This window comes from Pseudomonas sp. S1_G07 (assembly GCF_054668565.1).
On record NZ_CP162778.1, the window covers coordinates 4,316,355 to 4,335,567 of the forward strand.

Below are 19,213 nucleotides of genomic sequence, written 5' to 3' on the forward strand. Positions count from 1 at the left end.
TAGTCGGAATGCGTAACAACCAACCCGTAACACAGCGCGAGATTTCACTCGCCCCGTCGCAAAAACTCATCTCCGCCACGGACACTCAAGGAAATATCAGTTATTGCAACGACGCCTTTGTCGAAATCAGCGGTTTTGAGCGCAGCGACCTGATTGGCGCGCCGCAGAACATCGTGCGTCACCCCGATGTGCCCCCGGCCGTTTTTGCGCACATGTGGCGCGCCCTCAAGCAAGGCCTGCCGTGGATGGGCATCGTCAAGAACCGCGCAAAAAACGGCGATCATTATTGGGTCAACGCCTACGTCACACCGATCTTCGAAGGCAGCCAGGTGGTGGGCTTCGAGTCGGTGCGGGTCAAGCCTACGGCCGATCAGATTCGTCGCGCCCAGGCCCTGTACCAACGCCTCAGCCAGGGCAAGGCCGCCATACCGCGCCAGGACTCCTGGCTGCCGACCCTGCTCGGTTGCGTGCCGTATGTAGCCACTGGACTTACCGGTGTCCTTGGCGGGCTGTTTCTCAGCGTTCCGGCAGCCGTTGCGGTCGCCGTGGCGGTCGCGGTGCCGGTGGGCGTGCTCTGCTCGCGCTGGCGCCAAGGCAGCACCTTGCGCCTGTTGGCGGGTGTCGAGCCCTCGACGTCGGACGCCTTGATCGCCCAGATGTACAGCGACGCACGCGGCCCCCAGGGGCGTCTGGAAACCGCGTTTCTCAGCCAGAATGCGCGCCTGAAAACCTGCCTCACCCGCCTGCAGGACAGTGCCGAACAACTCAGCGCCCTGGCCGGGCAATGCGATCAACTGGCCACCGCCAGCTCCAAAGGCCTGGACCGCCAGCGTGTGGAAACCGAACAGGTTTCGGCCGCCGTCAACCAGATGGCGGCCACCACCCAGGAAGTCGCCAGCCATGTGCAGCGCACCGCCGACGCCACCCAGCAGGCCAACGTACTGACAGGGCGCGGTCGCGAGGTGGCGCGCGATACCCGCGAAGCCATTGAGCGCTTGTCCGCCGTGGTTGGCGAAACCGGCAGCACCGTGGCGCAGTTGGCCCGGGACAGCGATGAAATCGGCAGCGTGGTCGATGTGATCAAAGGCATCGCCGATCAAACCAACCTGCTGGCGCTCAACGCCGCCATCGAAGCCGCCCGCGCCGGCGAACAAGGCCGAGGCTTTGCCGTGGTGGCCGATGAAGTACGCCAACTGGCACAACGCACCTCGCAATCGACCACCCAGATCCATGCCCTGATCACCCAGCTTCAAACGTCGTCCAACAACGCCGTGCAGAGCATGGAAAACGGTCATCGCCAGGCCCAGGAAGGCGTGGCCCGGGTACTGGAAGCAGACCAGGCACTGGTCGGCATCAGCGAAGCGGTATCGCACATCACCGAGATGACCACCCAGATCGCCGCCGCCACCGAAGAACAAAGCGCCGTCGCCGAAGAGATCAGCCGCAACATCACCACCATTGCTGGCCTGGCCGACCAGACCTCGATCCAAGCCCATCAATCCACGGACCTCAGCAAGGAACTGACCAATACCGCCGCCACCCAATATGCGTTGGTAGAACGTTTCAACCGCTGAAGCGCGACAGCACCTACGAATGGGTAGGTGCTCTGCGTCCACTTGCCTGTCTTCGAACAAATCCCTGTTTGGCTGCATACTTTGGCTGCTATGTTTCGTGCCTAGCCATTCAAGGGATGTGCCATGCAACCATTAGCCACAAACGCCACATTGCTGATCATCGACATGCAGCAAGGCATGAACCAGCCGGCACTTGGGCGACGCAACAACCCCGACGCCGAGCGGCACATGCAACGCCTGCTGAGCGCATGGCGCCAGGCGGATAGGCCGGTTGTGCATGTGCGGCATATATCCCGCACCCCAGGCTCAGTATTCTGGCCCGGTCAGCCAGGCTGTGAGTTCCAGGCCGCGCTGCAACCAATGGCACATGAGCACGTGGTGGAAAAAAACGTCCCGGATGCGTTCACCCACACCGGGCTGGAGCGCTGGCTGCATGTGCGCTCAATCAGGCAACTGGTGATCGTCGGGGTGATCACCAATAACTCGGTGGAGGCCACCGCGCGCTCGGGCGGTAACCTGGGGTTTGACGTGATGGTGGCTGCCGACGCCTGCTACACCTTTGATCAAACCGATCTGTCCGGGCGCCTGTGGCCGGCAGAGGACGTGCATGCGTTGTCGCTGAGCACCCTGGCGATGGACTACGCCAGGGTGCTCGGGACCGAGGAAATCCTGGCTTAGCCTTGAGCCGAAATGAACCAACCGACTGCCGCACGGAGCGGTGCGGCATGTCGGAAGTCATGCGGCTTAACTGTCAGTCCACTCCCAGTTCCACCACCCCACCGTTCAACCGCACCGGCCACACCCGCAAGCGCTGGTGCGGCGCCTCCAGGCACTGGCCGTCCTGCAAACGGTAATGCTGTTTGTAGATCGGCGCCGCCACCACCACATCGCCCTTGAGATTGCCGACCAAACCACGGCCGATGACATTCGCGCCGGACTCCGGGTCATGGTTGTCGATGGCGTACAACGTCTGGTCCGGCGCATCGGGCAGGTAGAACAGCGCCACTTGCGCGCCGTCGAGCCATGCTACGACGCCGGAGTTGCTCACCAGGTCGGTTTCGTTGCACACGCTTTTCCAGGTGGCAAGCTGGCGCTGGGTGTTGGACTGGCTCATCAGGCAATCTCCTCGGTGACGGGAATCAGGTTGAGTTCGGCGGCCATGATCGGCCGACGCTGGCCGCGTTCCTGGACAAAATGGATATCCGGGTCGGGGCGTTTGTCGTTGACGAAGGTGCGGAAGCGCTTGAGTTTTTCCGGATCTTTGAGGGCGTTGGCCCATTCGCATTCGTAGCGATCCACCACCAGTTGCATCTGCGCTTCGAGCTCGGCGCCCAGGCCCAGGCTGTCGTGCAGGATCACGTCCTTGAGGAAGTCCAGGCCGCCTTCGAGGCTTTCGCGCCACACCGAGGTGCGCTGCAGTTTGTCGGCGGTGCGGATGTAGAACATCAGGAAGCGGTCGATGTAGCGGATCAGCATGGCGTCGTCGAGGTCGGTGGCGAACAGTTCGGCATGGCGTGGACGCATGCCGCCATTGCCGGCGATATAGAGGTTCCAACCCTTCTCGGTGGCGATCACGCCAACGTCCTTGCTCTGCGCCTCGGCGCACTCACGGGTGCAGCCGGACACCGCGAACTTGAGCTTGTGCGGCGAACGCAGGCCCTTGTAGCGGTCTTCGATCAGCAGCGCCATTTTCACGCTGTCCTGCACGCCATAACGGCACCAGGTGCTGCCCACGCAGGACTTCACCGTGCGCGTGGACTTGCCATAGGCATGCCCGGTTTCGAAACCGGCGGCGATCAGTTCGGCCCAGATATCCGGCAGCTCATGCAGTTGCGCGCCGAACAGGTCGATGCGCTGGCCGCCGGTGATCTTGGTGTAAAGGTCGTATTTCTTCGCCACCTCGCCGATCACGATCAGCTTCTCGGCCGTGATCTCGCCACCCGGAATCCGTGGCACCACCGAGTAGGTGCCGTTCTTTTGCATGTTGGCCATGAAGGTATCGTTGGTGTCCTGCAACGGCACCAGCGAGGCGTCCATGATCGGCTGGTTCCAGCACGAAGCCAGGATCGAGCCCACCGCCGGCTTGCACACATCGCAACCGGTATGGCCACGGCCGTGTTTGGCCAGCAGTTCTTCAAAGGTCAGCACCCCTTCCACACGCACCAGGGCATACAACTCCTGACGGGTATAGGCAAAGTGCTCGCACAGGCTCTTGTCGACGCTGACGCCGCGGGCGATCAGCTCGTGCTCGAACACCTGCTTGAGCAAGCCGGCACAACCACCGCAGCCGGTGCAGGCCTTGGTCTGCGACTTGAGCAGGCCGAGGTCACTGCAACCGGCGTCAATCGCCGAGCAGATCGCGCCCTTGTTGACGTTGTGGCACGAGCACACGGTGGCCGACTCGGGCAAGGCACCTGGACCGAGGGTCGGGGCACCGGCGGACGATGGCAGAATCAGGCTGGCCGGTTCGGCCGGCAACGCAATGGCGTTCTGCATGTATTGCAGCAAGGTGTCGTAGTAGCTGTTGTCACCGACCAGCACCGCGCCGATCACATGTTTGCCGCTCGCATCCACCACCAGGCGCCGGTAGCTGGCGCTGGCTTCGTCGATGAACTGGTAGCTGCGTGCGCCCGGCGTGTGGGCATGGGCATCGCCGATGGAACCTACGTCCACCCCCAGCAATTTGAGCTTGGTCGACATATCGGCGCCCACGAAGGGCTCGGCGGTTTGCCCGCAAAGCAGCGCGGCAACCCCACGAGCCATCTGGTAGCCCGGGGCGACCAGGCCGAACAGGCTGCCGTTCCAGGAGGCACACTCGCCGATTGCGTAGATGTGCGGGTCGCAGCTCAAGCATTCATCGTTGATCACCACGCCGCCGCGCGGGCCGATCTCGAGGCCGGCCTGACGCGCCAGGGCGTCCTGGGCGCGGATACCGGCGGAGAACACGATCAGGTCGGTTTCGAGGTATTCGTCATTGGCAAAGTTCATGCGGTAGCGGTACTGCTCACCCGCGCTGATCGACTGGGTGGCGCGGGACAGGTGCACACCGACGCCCAGCCGCTCGATCTGGGCCTTGAGTGCCAGGCCACCGAAATCGTCCAGTTGCACCGGCATCAAGCGCGGCGCGAATTCCACTACATGGGCTTCCAGGCCAAGGCTCTTGAGGGCGTTGGCGGCTTCCAGGCCCAGCAGGCCACCGCCGACCACCACCCCACGCCGGGCATTGCCCGCCGCCGCACGAATCGCATCGAGGTCCTGCAGGGTGCGGTACACCAGCCGCGAATCGCCTTCGGCGCCTTCAATCGGCGGCACGAACGGGTAAGAACCGGTGGCCAGCACCAACGTGTCGTATGCCACGCAGCCGTTTGCGGTGATCACCTCCTGGCGGTCGCGGTCGATCTCCAGCACCGGCACGCCGAGGTGCAAGGTGACCCCTGGCATGTGGTACAGCGAGGCGTCGGACAGCGCCAGCGACTCGGCATCGCGGCCGGTGAAATACTCGGACAGATGCACACGGTCGTAAGCGCGCATCGGCTCTTCGCTGAACACATGCAACTGGTAATGCTCCAGCGCGCCGCGCTCGATCAGCTGCTCCACGCAATGGTGGCCGACCATGCCATTGCCGACGACGATCAGGGTTTTCAGCTCTTTCAGATTGGCGATCTTGGAATTCATATCAGCACCCGACAACGCTCATCACGGTTAAAAAAAGCAAAAAAAAACGCCTGAAACCTTGCGGTTCCAGGCGTCTTTGCCTGTTCTTATGCGGGATCGGTTCGGACGACTTCGCCGGATCCATCGCGTTATGCCCATGACCTTTATGGCCTGTCGATCGTCGTTGACCGAGTGGGGTTGAGGGGGAGCTTGCAGGCTCTGTGCCAATTAGCCGCAAGCCTTACAGCGACGCCTTTGAGCGGAACTCATCGAGTAAGAATGCTCAATCCGGCGCCTCCAACTGGTGCATCCCGCGACATAAAAGTGCATCCCCCGGATAAAAACCCAAGGTTCACAGAGGTCTGTGTGGCAACCGGGCTCCCCCCAATGCCGGTCAGTTAAGAGACAGAACGGGCCACCGGTACCTGTGGCGAGCGGGCTTGCCCCGCGTTGGGCTGCGCAGCAGCCCCAAAACATAGCCCCGGACCTGCCTGGCACACTGCGGCGCTTTTATTGGGGCTGCTGCGCAGCCCAACGCGGGGCAAGCCCGCTCGCCACAACAACCCCGCCCGCCCCCAATTTGCCTGTGCTTGAGAAATTGGCGCGTGACTTGCTAGGAACACCTCAAGAGCAATCAACGCTGATTGCCCACACACGACAAAGGCGCCGTGCAGCCCTCCGTTTCAAACGGGGGGTCTGCAGGGCGCTTTTTTGTTGGAAAGAAAAAAGGTTCGAGGGTTACGGATGGCAAGCCAGAACGTACGCAGCGTATGTCCTTATTGTGGCGTGGGCTGCGGCATCGTCATGCAGGTCGAGGACAATAAGGTGGTCAAGGTGATCGGCGACAAGGCCCACCCCACCAACTTCGGCCGCCTGTGCACCAAGGGCACCACCTGCGGGCAAGCCATCGCCGAGTCCGGCCGCATGGAGAACGCCTACCTGCGCCAGGCCCGCGACCACGACCCGGTGCGCATCGCCATGGACAAGGCCATCAGCGAGACCGCCGGCCGCCTGCGCCACATTCTCGAGCGCGATGGCCCCGATGCGCTGGCGTTCTACGTGTCCGGGCAGATGTCGCTGGAAGCCCAATACCTGATCAACAAATTGGCCAAGGGTTTTGTGCGCACCGCCAACATCGAATCCAACTCGCGCCTGTGCATGGCCAGCGCGGGCAGCGGCTACAAGCTCTCGCTGGGGGCCGACGGCCCGCCGGGCTCCTATGAAGACTTCGACCGCGCCGACCTGTTCTTCGTGATCGGCGCGAACATGGCCGACTGTCACCCGATCCTGTTCCTGCGCATGATGGACCGGGTCAAGGCCGGCGCGAAGCTGATCGTGGTCGACCCACGGCGCAGCGCCACCGCCGACAAGGCCGACCTTTACCTGCCGATCGAACCGGGCACCGACCTCGCCTTGCTCAATGGCCTGCTGCACCTGCTGGTCAAAAATGGCCACACCGACCCGGCCTTCATCGCGGCGTTCACCGAGGGCTGGGAGGCCATGCCCGGGTTTCTCGAGGATTACCCGCCGCACACCGTCGCACAGATAACCGGCCTGGCCGAAGCGCAGATCCGCCAAGCCGCCGACTGGATCGGCCAGGCCGCCGAATGGATGAGCTGCTGGACCATGGGCCTCAACCAGAGCACCCACGGTACGTGGAACACCAACGCCCTGTGCAACCTGCACCTGGCCACTGGCGCCATCTGCCGCCCCGGCAGCGGGCCGTTTTCCCTCACGGGCCAACCCAATGCCATGGGCGGTCGCGAGATGGGCTACATGGGCCCAGGCCTGCCGGGGCAGCGCTCGGTGCTGGTCGAGGCCGACCGTACGTTCATCGAAGACCTGTGGCAGATCCCCCACGACAGCCTGCCGCGCCAGGCCGGCAATGGCACCGTGGCGATGTTCGAACAAATGGCCGCCGGGCAGATCAAGGCCTGCTGGATCATCTGCACCAACCCGGTAGCCAGCGTGCCGAATCGCCAGACCGTCATCGACGGCCTGCAGGCCGCCGAACTGGTGATCACCCAAGACGCCTTCCTCGACACCGAAACCAACCGCTACGCCGATATCCTGCTGCCCGGCGCGCTGTGGGCCGAGGCCGAAGGGGTGATGATCAACTCCGAGCGCAACCTGACCCTGATGCAAAAAGCCGTGGAGGCCCCCGGCGAAACGTTGCCGGACTGGCAAATCATCGCGCAGGTCGCCTGCGCGATGGGCTACGCCGAGGCCTTCACCTATGCCTGCGCCAGCGAGGTGTTTGAAGAAATCAAGCAGGCCTGGAACCCCGCCACCGGTTATGACATTCGCGGCGCCAGCTACCCACGCCTGCGCGAACAGCCATTGCAATGGCCCTGCGCGTCGAACGAGGCGCCGGACCGCAACCCGATCCGCTATGTGCATAACGGCTCGATCACCTTCGCAACTGCAACCGGCAAGGGCCAGTTCTACCCACGCCCGCATAGGCTGCCCGCCGAGATGCCCGACGACGCCTTCCCCTTCGTGCTCAACACCGGCCGCTTGCAGCACCAGTGGCACACCCTGACCAAGACCGGCAAGGTCGCAACGCTGAACAAGCTCAACCCAGGGCCGTTCGTGGAAATCCACCCCGCCGACGCGGCGCGCCTGGGCATCAAGGCCCAGGACCGGGTTGAAGTGCGCTCCTCGCGTGGCCGCGCCGTACTGCCCGCGGTGGTTACCGACCGGGTACGCCAGGGCAACTGTTTTGCGCCCTTCCACTGGAACGATGTATTTGGCGAACACCTGGCGATCAACGCCGTGACCCACGACGCCGTCGACCCGATCTCCCTGCAACCGGAGTTCAAATTCTGCGCGGTCGCCCTGGCCCGGGTCGAACTGATCGACCACCAGTTTCTGGACGCCCCGGTCACGAACGACCTTTTCCCCCTGCCTGAGGAGCTTGCCATGTCGCGCCTCGACGCCTTCGCCGACATCACCGGCATCCGTAACGTGCCGGCGCCACCACTGAGCGACAGCGAACGCACCTACCTCGCCGGCTTCCTCAGTGGCCTGCAATCCAGCGCCGGGCGCCAGGCCGACGGGGTACCGGTGATGCCGGCGAATGCACCGTTGGCCAGGGACGCACGCCTCTGGCTCGACGGCTTGCTCGGTGGGCTGTTCAGCCGCACAGAAACCACCGCTGCGAGCGCCGCGCCCGCCCCGACGGTGACGTTGTTGTGGGCCTCGCAAACCGGTAACGCCGAAGCCCTGGCCGAGCGGTTCGCCGCACGCCTGCGCGAGTCGGGCATCAGCGTGGAGCTGAGCGCGATGGCGGACTTCCCGGCCAGCCAACTGGCGCGCACGCAAAACCTGGCGCTGATCAGCAGCACCTTTGGCGACGGCGACCCGCCGGACAACGGCGAAGGTTTCTGGCAGAGCCTCAGCACCGTCGAGACACGCCTGGAGTCGCTGCGCTTTGCCGTACTGGCCTTGGGCGACCCCAATTACGATCAGTTCTGCAAACACGGCAAGCGCCTCGACCAGCGCCTGTTGGAGTTGGGCGCCACCCGCCTGTTAGAACGCGTGGACTGCGATACCGAATTCGAAGAGCGTGCCGATGCCTGGCTGGCCCGCTTCCAGCAAAGCCTGAACCCGGCCAAGCCGCTACCGACCGCCGCCCCCGCCACGCCCGCCGGCAAAACCAAGCTGCATGGGTCGCGGCTGTTGCTCAACCGGCACCTGAACCCGCACAGCCGCCACAAGGAAACCCGCCAGTTCGCCCTCGACCTGGCCGACTCCGGGCTGACCTATGAAGCCGGCGACGCCCTCGGCGTACGCCCGCGCAACTGCCCCGAGCTGGTGGACGAGCTGCTCGACCTCACCCGCCTCGACGCCAGCACCTCGGTGAACATCGACACCTTCGGTGATGTGCCGCTGCAACAGGCCCTGACCCAGCACTTCGAAATCGCCCGGCCAAGCAGCGAGACCCTGGCCTTTATCGCCGAGCGCAGCGCCAACGCCGCCCTGGAACAATTGCTGCGGCCCGAGCACAAGGCCGAACTGAACGACTGGCTATGGGGCCGGCAACTGGTGGATGTGCTGCACGAGTACCCCATCGACTGCTCGGCGGACGAACTGCTGGGCACCCTGCGGCGCCTGCAGCCGCGCTTGTATTCGATCGCCTCCAGCGCCAAGGCCTACCCTCGGGAAGTGCACCTCACCGTGGCGACCGTGCGTTACGGCAAGCGCAAAGGGGTGTCGTCGACCTTCCTTGCCGACCGCGTCGGCGACGGTGAGGTGCCGATCTTCGTGCAGCCGTCCAAACACTTTCGCACGCCCGGCGACGGCGATGTGCCGATGATCATGATCGGCCCCGGTACCGGCGTGGCACCGTTTCGCGCGTTCTTGCAGGAGCGCCGGGCCCTGGGGCATCGGGGGCGCAATTGGCTGTTCTTTGGCGAACAGCATGCCGCCAGCGACTTCTATTACCAGGACGAACTGCAAGGTATGCAGCGCGACGGTTTGCTCACTCATCTGAGCCTGGCGTTTTCCCGCGACCAGGCGCAAAAGATCTACGTGCAGGACCGCATCCACGAACACGGCGCCGAGCTCTGGCGCTGGCTGCAGGACGGCGCCAAGCTGTACATCTGCGGGGATGCCAGCCACATGGCCAAGGATGTCGACCAGGCCCTGCGCCAGGTCGCGCGCACCCACGGCGGGCTGGACGTAGAAGGCGCCACCGAGTACTGGCGGCACCTGAGCGAGCAGAAGCGTTACCTGCGTGATGTGTACTGATTGGATACAGAACAATCGTGGATTGTATTGTGTACAAAAAACCCTAAAGATTCTTCGGGACCGGGCCGAAACAGCGGTGATAGCAATTCGCCGCGCCCTTTTCGGGCGCGACGGCTTGGCCGCCCCCCACGCTGATGGTCGTCTCGATGAAAATAAAAAATAAGCTTGTGCTGGCGTTTGTCTCTGTCGCGTTCATCCCGGTAAGCCTGGTGGCCGTGATCTCCGTGATGAACACACGGACCCAGGCGGTCGACCAGTTTATCGACGGCAGCACCCGGGAAATCCGCCAGATCGATGGCAACATCCGCCAGTTCTTCGATGGCACGCTGCAGAACGTCGATCAAATGGCCACCGATCCTGTATACACCTCCGTGAACACCCTCAAGAACTACCAGCCCGCCGACGCCGCCAGCCAGCCGATGCCAGCGGCGGCGCAGGAAGTCATCGACCGCTTCGCACGCTTTGGCAAGACCCACCCGGCGGCGGCGATCCTGTCCATTGGCCTGGAAGACGGCACCTACGTCAAATGGCCGGATGACCCGCAACTGGCCAAGTACGACCCACGCGCACGCCCCTGGTACAAGGCGGCGATGGCCAGCCCCGGCAAAACCGTGCGCACCCCGGCGTATTACTACGACAAAGACGACGTGGCCCTGGTGGGCACCGCGCGGGCGCTGTTGGACAACGCCGGCAAGGCCAAGGGGGTGTTCGTGGTCAGCGTGTCACTGAAGAACCTCACCGAACTGGTCAAGAGCATCAAGCTCGGCGACAGCGGCTACGTGATGCTGATCGAAGACGGCGTGGTGCTGGTCGACCCGCGCGACGCCGCCCACAACTTCAAGCCGCTCAAGGACCTCGGCGCGCCCTATGCGCACCTGGCCGATACGCCGCAAGGTTACACCGACGTGGTGATCGACGGCGTGCGCTATATGGCCAACGTGTGGACCTCCCCCGGCCTGGGCTGGCGCTATATCGGGCTGATCGAACACAACGAAGTCATGGCCGAAGCCACGCGCATGACCTACATCACCGCCGTCATCGTCGGTGTACTGGTGTTGATCTTCGGTCTGATCGCGGCGGCGTTTTCCAAGGTCATCGTCAAGCCCATCGGCCAGGTGAGTACCGGCTTGCAGTCGATCGCCCAGGGCGAAGGCGACCTGCGCCACGAATTGCACGTGCAGGGCAAGGATGAAACCGCCGAACTGGCCGGCTGGTTCAACAAGTTTCTGGCCGCCATTCGCCAGTTGATCCAACACATCGGCGCGGCGTCGGCCAACTTGCAGAACGCGTCGAAGGTCAACAGCGAAGTGGCCCATAACATGAACGAAGCGGCCGGGCGTCAGCGCGAGGCGGTTGAACTGGTGTCCACTGCGTTCAACGAGATGGTCGCCACCGCCAACGAGGTCGCGCGCTCGTGCAGCGGCGCGGCGGAGTCCGCCGAGAACGGCCATCGCCGCGTGGCCGAGGGCAAGCAGCAGATCGAACTGACCACTGATAACGTCAACCGCCTGGGTCGCCGCCTGACCGAGTCGTCCGAGGCCATGGTCGAGTTGCAAGCTGGCAGCCGCAGCATCAACCAGATCATCGGCACCATCCGCGCAATTGCCGAACAGACCAACCTGCTGGCGCTCAATGCCGCCATCGAGGCAGCCCGCGCGGGCGATCAAGGCCGTGGCTTCGCGGTAGTGGCGGACGAGGTACGCGCGCTGGCCAAGCGCACCTCCGACTCAACCGGTGAAATTGAACAACTGTTAGGCACGCTGGGCAGCAAGACCGAGGAAGTCACGCAAAAAATGGACAGTTGCCTGGACCTGTCGCGGGCCAGTGTGACGTCCATCGAAAGCGCCCGGGGCAGCTTTGAGGGGATCGAACTGTCGGTCAACGAGATCCGCGACCAGAACCTGCAGATCTCCGCCGCCGCCGAGGAACAACACAGCGTGGCCGAAGAGATCAATCGGCACATCCAGCAGATCTACGACGAAGCGCAGCTGGTGGAAAGCCTGGCCAGCTCGGCGCAGGACGACTCGGGGCGCTTGTCGGACCTGTCGGATGAACTCAACGGCCTGGTCGGACGCTTCAAGTCCTGATAAACACGGCGATTTGGCGCTGCCTGGCGCCATTCGCAGCCTCGCTGAAGCTCGAGGGACCGCACCTGCACTATCTCTGTTGTGAAGCCATCCAGCCCAGAAAGGTATGCAGCCGGATCGTGAAGTTGTCGACTTGCGCTTGCGGATTTCGAGCTTCAAACAGAAAGAACGCCACCTGCGCGACCATCGCCGGATAACGCCGGACGAACATCTCCACATACTCTTCGAGAGTTTGTGGCCATGCTGATTCCTCTTCCGAACGTAATACATGGGTAGCCCGCACCAACTTGCGCGATGCCTCACGCTGCAAACACAGTCGTGCCTGCTCGGTATCGGCGTGTGCAATACGTTTGAGGTACCCGGCCAACACCTGTTCAAATTCACCATTCACCGCCACGGCGATTTCGCGACTCGGCCGAAAACGCTCCAAGTGCAACGACAGGTCATTGCCCCACACGCAACGGCAATGGTGCTTAAGCCAGAAGCCCCAACTGTTTTTGTTTTCAGCGGCCACTACTTGCACACGGCTGCCTATATCGAAATCAACTTTGGTGACCTCCGGATGCCGCTGCTCCAACGCACAGCGCACCGTCTCCAGCCGCGACAATAAATCCGCCGTTGGCGGCTCGCGCACCACCACCGTGAGGTCGAGGTCGCAAGCCCCCGCAATGGCGTCCCCTCTTGCGACACTGCCGTACAGGTACAGGCTGTCCAGGTTCAGAGCCGGACGTGAGAGTGAAGCGCGGACATCCGCGAGCAAGGGCAAGTATTCGGGCTGCAAAGGAATATCGGCAACAGTGAGGATAAAGCCCTCGGCATCGATGCCCGCGGAGGATCTACTCATGCGCGATGCACCTCGATCACCAGCCCCTCCTCCTCACTCGGCACACAAAAATGGCGCGTGATCAACTCAAACTCGGCATCCGTCGCAGCGAAGTCGTGGTCCCCCCGAGCATTGCGCGCATGCAGTCGCGCGCGACACGTGTCGTCGTCGAGTTCGAGGTAGTGCAGGCGGTGCGGCACCTGGGCCGCCTGGGCCAAGCCCAGCAGCCATTGCCGTTGGCTCAGAGTGTTGGCCGGAAAATCCAGCACCACGTCGTTGCCTGACGCCAGCAGGCTGATGACCAGCGGCCCCATGACGCCACGAATGCGTTGGGCGCAGCGCAGATAATCCGCCAGCGACAGAATTTCGCCAGGGTACAGCTGCGCCAGCCAATGGTCTTCACTCAACAGCAGGGCGCCGTGTTCAGCGCTGAGGGCGCTGGCAAGGGTTGACTTGCCCGAAGCGATCTTGCCGCACAGCAGGTGCAGGGTGGGCATGGATAAGGTCCCTCTTCTAGCGTAAATGACGCTTGAAATGCTCGTAGAACGCCAACGCTGCCACATTTTTGTCCTTGGCTTCCAGCATGATGTCGAAGTGATCAAAAAACTGCAGTGCGTTGTCGTTGGTCCCGCAACAGCTCAAGGCCGCCCGCCAGCAGGTGCACTGCGCCAACGTCGCACTCGGCGAGCGCGGGCCAGTGTGGTGCGACGACGGCAGTCCGGACTTCAACTGTTTTCAGGTCGCCAATACGCCGTATGCGGCTTGGTTTGAAAAACATCTCGACACGAAACCTTGATGAACTTTCTTACAAGCGTCGCGCTCCTTTCCTATGCGAAGTCATCGCGCCCCTGACCGCAGGTGCGCTGAACGATAAGGAGCCGCCACCGACATGACTACCCTCCCCCTCTACCGATATGCGCCAGGCCCGCTGCACGCGACCTTGCTCGCCGGCACCGTGCCGCTGTTTCTCGGCGCCTTGCTCAGCGACATTGCCTACGGCCAGACCTACCAGATCCAATGGGCCAACTTCGCCTCCTGGCTGATCGCCGGGGCGCTGGTGTTTGCAGGCTTTGCTCTGTTGTTTGCGCTGGTCAACCTGGTGCGCGCCGAACGCAAGGGCGGGCAGCCCCTCGCCTATTTTCTGCTGTTATTGGCGACCTGGGTGCTTGGGCTCGTCAACGCCTTCCAGCATGCCAAGGACGCCTACGCCATGATGCCCACCGGCCTGGTGCTGTCGGTGATCGTGACCGTGCTGGCAATTGCGGCAACCTGGACCGGCCTGCGCGCGGGAGGTGGCAAATGAACACGTCCCGCACCTTGACCCTGCTCAGCGCTGCCCTGTTGCTGAGTGCCTGTGGCGGCGAAGGCGACAAGACCCAGGCCCGCGGGCCCGACCCGAAGTTGCCGGAACAGCAAAGCAGCCTGCTGCCAAGCATGAAGATCGCCGAGCCCACGCCCTGGGGCGAGCAGAAGCCCACAGTGCCGCAAGGCTACAGCGTGACGGCAATCGCCACCGACCTGGCCATCCCGCGCCAGACCCTGGTGCTGCCCAACGGTGACATTCTGGTCGCCGAAGGCCGTGGCGGCAGCGCGGCCAAGCTCAAGCCCAAGGATGTGATCGCCAGCGTGATCAAGGCCCAAGGCAATACCAAGGTCAAGGGCGGTAACCGCCTGACCCTGCTGCGCGATGCTGACGGTGATGGCACCTATGAACTGAAAACGGTGTTCGCCGACAACCTCAATGCGCCCTACGGCCTGGCGTTCGCCGACGGCAAACTGTACGTGGCCAACCAGGATGCCCTGGTGCGCTTCGACTACACCGACGGGCAGACCAAGGCCACTGGCGCGCCGGTCAAGGTCACCGACCTGCCGGCGCAGATCAACCACCACTGGACCAAATCCCTGGCCGTCAGCGCCGACGGGCGCCAGCTGTATGTGGGCATTGGTTCCAACAGCAACGTCACCGAACGCGGCATGGAAGTGGAAATCGACCGCGCCATGGTCTGGCAGATCGATGCCGCCACCGGCGCGCACAAGCCTTACGCCACTGGTCTGCGCAACCCGACCGCGCTGACCATCCAGCCCGATTCGGGGCAACTGTGGACGGTGGTCAACGAACGCGACGAACTCGGCCCCGACCTGGTGCCGGACTACCTGACCTCGGTACGCGAAGGCGCGTTCTACGGCTGGCCGTACAGCTACTGGGGGCAGAACGTCGACCCGCGGGCGCAACCGCAGAACCCGGCCAAAGTCGCCGCCGCGATCAAACCGGATTACAGCCTGGGCTCGCACGTGGCCGCCTTGGGCGTGGACTTTTCCATCCCGGCCATGGGCGAGAAATTTGCCGATGGCGTGTTCGTCGGCGAGCACGGCAGCTGGAACCGCGACAACCCAGTGGGCTACAAGGTGATCTTCGTGCCGTTCAGCAATGGCAAACCGGCAGGCGAGCCGGTCGATTTCGCCACCGGCTTTCGCGATGACGACGGCAAGACCCGCGGACGCCCCGTAGGCGTGACGGTGGACCCGAAGGGGGCGTTGATCATTGCCGATGACCTGGCCAATACCGTGTGGCGGGTGACGCGTAACCGTTGAAACAGTGTGGCGAGCGGGCTTGTCGAATCGTCGCGCCACCCGCTCGGCATGGGCACTGACCGGTCACTTTTGTAGGCGTCCCCCTCGCGCCTACATTTGATCTTCGTTGCGTTCGCTTAACTGAACGGCATTAGAGCAAGCGTGTTCACCACACGCTCAGGCTTCGTCTTGCAATTGTGCTTGCAGCCAACCCAGCAGGGCCGTCACCTCCGACCGGGGGCTGATGTCCTGATGGCGGTAAATCGAAATCGCCTCTGGCAAGTACACGCTCTCCACACAGGGCCGCACCAGCGCCCCGCTCTCGATCAGCCCGCTCGCTGTACGCTGCCAGCCCATGGCGAGGCCGTGCCCTTCCACCGCTGCCTGCAGCATCAGCGGGTAGCTGTCGAACGTGGCACTGCGTGCATCCGCGGCCAATGCCTGGCCGAACACCTGCAACCAGCTGTCCCACTCCATCAGATGCGGCGGCTCGGCACCGTGATGCAAGAAAGTGCAGGCCTGCAACTCGCTGAGCGCCAACGGTTGTGTTGTATCCAGATAAGCGGGGCTGCACACCGGAAACACCTCATCGGAGGCGGTGAACATCAGGGGATGGGCGCCACTGGCGCGTCGCGTGCTTTGCAGGGCGACGTCGAAGTGGCTGTTGAATTCCGCCAGGGGCCGGGTGGAGGTCACCACCTGGATTTCGATATGCGGGTATTGCTGGTGAAAGGCCGACAGACGCGGCATCAGCCAATAAAACGCTTCGCACAACTGGCAGAGCAACACCACCCGGTTGCTGTGCGATAAGGCCCGCAGGCTGGCGGCGCTGTCACTGATGCTGTGCAGTGCGCCGCTGACTACCCGGGCCAAATCACACCCCTCTTGCGTGAGGAACACCGCGCGGTTGCGTCGATAAAACAGCTTCACCCCGAGGTTGTCTTCCAGCCCGCGTATCTGTCGGCTGATGGCGGCTTGGGTGATATGCAGCTCATCACCCGCCTTGGAAAAACTGCCCAGGCGCGCGGCTGCTTCGAACGGCAACAAGCTGGCAAGGGGCGGCAGGGTTTTTCCGAGTGTATTCATAATCTGGAGTTATGCATCCAAGGCCGAGGACTTGTTTGTAGCACAGCCATGGGGTTCGGCACCATGTGTCCAAGACCTGATGGATAACCTCAATGAACACACCACCTACCTCGATGCTCGTCGGCGTGACCCTGGCAGTGGTGGCGACCCTGGGCTGGGCGCTGAATTTCATCACGCCTTATGTCAGCGGCGACTACAGCCTGTACGACTTGATGCTGGTGCGGTTTCTGATCGCGGGGGCGCTGGGGGTCGTGGGGGTCATCCTGTACCGTGCGCAACTGCGTTGGCTGCGGCCAGGCCAGCTCTGTCTCGGCGCAACACTCGGCGCGTTGGGTTGCCTGGGTTATGGAGCGTGCATCGCTGCCGGGGTCCTGTTCGGCGGCCCGGTCCTGACGCCAGCGCTGGTGGGGATGGTGCCGGTGTTACTGGCCCTGCTCGGCAACGCTCGGGACAAGACCGTACAGTGGCGCCGACTCGCGGCGCCGTTGGCCTGCCTGACAGTGGGGCTGTTGCTGTCGAACCTCAGCAGCGTGCATCAGCCTTCATTGGGTATCGCGTCCTGGCTGGCGGGGCTGTTGTTTTCGTTGAGCGCGGTGGCCTTGTGGATCGGCTTCAGTGTGATCAATCAACAGCAGTTGATGACCCTTCCCGCACAGGCCATCGGCCTCTGGAGCGCGTTGATGCTGCTCGGTGCAGGCATCGCCACGCTGTGCGTGCTCCCCCTGCTGCTGGGCCTAGGCCTGCTCAAACTGCCGACACTGGGCTTTTGCATCGCGCGTGCGGGGCCGCTGTATGCCTGGAGCCTGGTCATCGCGGTGATGTCCACCGTGGTCGGCGCCTGGGCCTGGAACGCGGCGACCCGTCGCCTGCCCATGGTGCTGAGCGGCCAGTTGATCGCCCTCGAATCACTCTTCGCCACCCTGCTCGGCCTGTGGTTTCAAGGGCGCTGGCCAACCCCCATGGAAGCGGCAGGCCTGACGGCCGTGCTGGCGGGCGTGGTGATGGCGGTGCGAATTATCCTGACGGGAGCACGGCCCGCCGCAAGGCCGCACACCTTGCGGCGAGTTCAACGCTGATCAGGCGACCCTACAGGTCAGTGATTTCCTTGTGGCGCGGTACCAGCATCTTCATCACGCTCCACGCCACCAGGTAGGCCAGTGCGCAGATGGCGAACATGATCATGTAGCCGGTGTGGATGTCATTGACGGACTTGTAATAGTCGAACACCCACCCACCGATCTTGGTCATCACTACCCCGCCGATGCCGCCGGCCATGCCGCCGATCCCCACCACCGAGGCCACGGTTTTCTGCGGGAACATGTCGGACACGGTGGTGAAGATATTGCACGACCACGCCTGGTGCGCAGACGCGCCCACGCCGATCAGCAACACCGGCACCCAGAAGCTGATATAGCCCAGCGGCTGCGCCAACAGCACCACCAGTGGGAACAGCGCAATCACCAGCATGGCTTTCATGCGGCCATCGTAGGGTGCGTCGCCACGGGCCATGAAGTAGCTGGGGAACCAGCCGCCACCGATGCTGCCGACCATCGTCATGCTGTACAGCACGGCCAGTGGCAACACGATGTCGGCGCCTTTCATGCCGTATTGTGCCGACAGGTAGGTGGGCAGCCAGAACAGGAAGAACCACCACACGCCGTCCGTCATGAACTTGCCGAAGGCAAAGGCCCAGGTCTGGCGGTAGCTCAGCAGTTTGAACCAGGCGACTTTTTTCTCCGCTGTGCCGGCTGGCGCCGTGGCAAACGGCTGCACCGTCTGGTCACTGCGGATATAGGCCAGCTCGTCCGCCGACAGGCGTTTTTGCTGCTCGGGCTTTTCATAGACCGCGGCCCATACCGCCACCCACACGAAGCCGAGCATGCCGATAACCATAAAGGCGGCTTCCCAGCCCCACATCCCGGCAATCAGTGGCACGCAGATCGGCGCCAGGACGGCACCGACGTTGGCGCCGGAGTTAAAGATACCGGTGGCCAGGGAGCGTTCTTTCTTCGGGAAATATTCGGCCGTGGCCTTGATCGCAATCGGGAAGTTACCCGCCTCGCCAATCGCCAGCACCGCGCGGGACAGCATGAAACCGGCAATCGATACCGGAATCACCGCCAACCCGATGGCACCGCTGACGGCGGCGATCCCCTCGCCCATCGGCACCGAAAACGCATGCATGATGGCGCCGGTGGACCAGATGGCGATCGCTATTACGTAGGCCGCCTTGGTGCCGATCTTGTCGACGAAGCGCCCGGCGAACAACATCGAGATCGCGTACACAAACTGGAACACCGCCGCGATATTGGCGTAGTCGGTGTTGCTCCAGCCAAACTGTGTCGACAATTGCGGCGCCAACAGGCTGAGCACCTGGCGATCGAGGTAGTTGACGGTAGTAGCGAAAAACAGCATCGCGCAGATGGTCCAGCGATAGTTGCCGACCGCCTGGCCAACACGATGGGCACTGATGGGCTCGTTCAGATTCATGGCATCACTTTTATTTTTGTTAGGTAGGACATATGTAACGTCATATGTCGTCGTACAACTGTGGCTTTTATATCGAGAGGCCTACACGGTGTCAATCGAAAAGATTGCCGTATTTCTTGCTCTCAGGCAGTTATAAACAATGTCAGGCGCGAGCAGTTGTAGGATGACAGATGCAC

At 63.0% G+C, this 19,213-nt stretch carries 13 protein-coding genes and 2 pseudogenes; 8 read left to right on the forward strand and 7 right to left on the reverse strand.

All coding sequences use genetic code 11. The features are described 5' to 3' along the window. Window positions 1–8: 8 nt before the first annotated feature. Entirely contained in the window at window positions 9–1,574 is a 1,566-nt protein-coding gene (locus tag AB4O05_RS19605) for a methyl-accepting chemotaxis protein (RefSeq protein WP_460135850.1), read from the forward strand. 123 nt (window positions 1,575–1,697) lie between these two features. After that, window positions 1,698–2,252: a cysteine hydrolase family protein gene (locus AB4O05_RS19610; protein ID WP_460135848.1), complete on the forward strand. Its 555-nt coding sequence runs from the start codon at window positions 1,698–1,700 to the stop codon at window positions 2,250–2,252. A gap of 73 nt (window positions 2,253–2,325) precedes the next feature. On the opposite strand, the gene nirD is transcribed toward AB4O05_RS19610, so the two are convergent. Together nirD and nirB are read right to left on the reverse strand one after the other, a co-directional pair. Further along, the gene (gene nirD, locus AB4O05_RS19615; RefSeq protein WP_460135846.1) at window positions 2,326–2,688 is read right to left on the reverse strand and encodes a nitrite reductase small subunit NirD; all 363 of its coding nucleotides are present in this window, start codon (window positions 2,686–2,688) and stop codon (window positions 2,326–2,328) included. Further along, window positions 2,688–5,249 (reverse strand): nitrite reductase large subunit NirB, encoded by a 2,562-nt coding sequence (nirB, locus tag AB4O05_RS19620; RefSeq protein ID WP_460135844.1) that lies wholly within the window; start codon window positions 5,247–5,249, stop codon window positions 2,688–2,690. The genes nirD and nirB overlap by 1 nt, the downstream gene beginning before the upstream one ends. 723 nt (window positions 5,250–5,972) lie before the next feature. Between nirB and AB4O05_RS19625 the strand changes: the two genes are divergently transcribed. The 3 genes and pseudogenes from AB4O05_RS19625 to AB4O05_RS19635 all read left to right on the forward strand — a co-directional run bounded on the left by AB4O05_RS19625 (window position 5,973) and on the right by AB4O05_RS19635 (window position 12,067). Continuing rightward, a complete protein-coding gene (locus tag AB4O05_RS19625; protein WP_460164784.1) occupies window positions 5,973–9,980 on the forward strand; it encodes a molybdopterin-dependent oxidoreductase in 4,008 nt (1,335 codons plus the stop codon). A gap of 227 nt (window positions 9,981–10,207) precedes the next feature. Further along, window positions 10,208–11,212, forward strand: a pseudogene (locus tag AB4O05_RS19630) (cache domain-containing protein); the annotation flags it as partial. Between the two features lie 87 nt (window positions 11,213–11,299). After that, window positions 11,300–12,067, forward strand: a complete 768-nt coding sequence (locus AB4O05_RS19635) for a methyl-accepting chemotaxis protein (protein ID WP_460137538.1) — start codon at window positions 11,300–11,302, stop codon at window positions 12,065–12,067. A gap of 70 nt (window positions 12,068–12,137) precedes the next feature. On the opposite strand, the gene AB4O05_RS19640 is transcribed toward AB4O05_RS19635, so the two are convergent. The 3 genes and pseudogenes from AB4O05_RS19640 to AB4O05_RS19650 form a co-directional block, all read right to left on the reverse strand. Beyond that, on the reverse strand, window positions 12,138–12,911 hold the full coding sequence (locus tag AB4O05_RS19640) for a nucleotidyltransferase domain-containing protein (RefSeq protein ID WP_460135843.1): 774 nt from the start codon (window positions 12,909–12,911) through the stop codon (window positions 12,138–12,140). Beyond that, a complete protein-coding gene (locus AB4O05_RS19645) occupies window positions 12,908–13,387 on the reverse strand; it encodes an AAA family ATPase (protein WP_460135841.1) in 480 nt (159 codons plus the stop codon). The genes AB4O05_RS19640 and AB4O05_RS19645 overlap by 4 nt, the downstream gene beginning before the upstream one ends. 16 nt (window positions 13,388–13,403) lie before the next feature. Then, window positions 13,404–13,517: pseudogene (locus AB4O05_RS19650) on the reverse strand (UV damage endonuclease UvsE); the annotation flags it as partial. A gap of 262 nt (window positions 13,518–13,779) precedes the next feature. Between AB4O05_RS19650 and AB4O05_RS19655 the strand changes: the two are divergent. Next, window positions 13,780–14,193, forward strand: a complete 414-nt coding sequence (locus AB4O05_RS19655) for a DUF2231 domain-containing protein (protein ID WP_460135839.1) — start codon at window positions 13,780–13,782, stop codon at window positions 14,191–14,193. After that, a complete protein-coding gene (locus AB4O05_RS19660) occupies window positions 14,190–15,482 on the forward strand; it encodes a PQQ-dependent sugar dehydrogenase (RefSeq protein ID WP_460135838.1) in 1,293 nt (430 codons plus the stop codon). The genes AB4O05_RS19655 and AB4O05_RS19660 overlap by 4 nt, the downstream gene beginning before the upstream one ends. A 156-nt stretch (window positions 15,483–15,638) precedes the next feature. Here AB4O05_RS19660 and AB4O05_RS19665 read toward each other — a convergent pair whose 3' ends face one another. Further along, a complete protein-coding gene (locus AB4O05_RS19665) occupies window positions 15,639–16,547 on the reverse strand; it encodes a LysR substrate-binding domain-containing protein (protein ID WP_460135836.1) in 909 nt (302 codons plus the stop codon). Window positions 16,548–16,639: 92 nt separating this feature from the next. Between AB4O05_RS19665 and AB4O05_RS19670 the strand changes: the two genes are divergently transcribed. Beyond that, window positions 16,640–17,623: a DMT family transporter gene (locus AB4O05_RS19670; RefSeq protein WP_460135834.1), complete on the forward strand. Its 984-nt coding sequence runs from the start codon at window positions 16,640–16,642 to the stop codon at window positions 17,621–17,623. Between the two features lie 10 nt (window positions 17,624–17,633). Here AB4O05_RS19670 and AB4O05_RS19675 read toward each other — a convergent pair whose 3' ends face one another. Further along, complete coding sequence (locus AB4O05_RS19675; protein WP_460135833.1) at window positions 17,634–19,037, reverse strand: MFS transporter; 1,404 nt, start codon at window positions 19,035–19,037, stop codon at window positions 17,634–17,636. Window positions 19,038–19,213 lie beyond the last annotated feature (176 nt).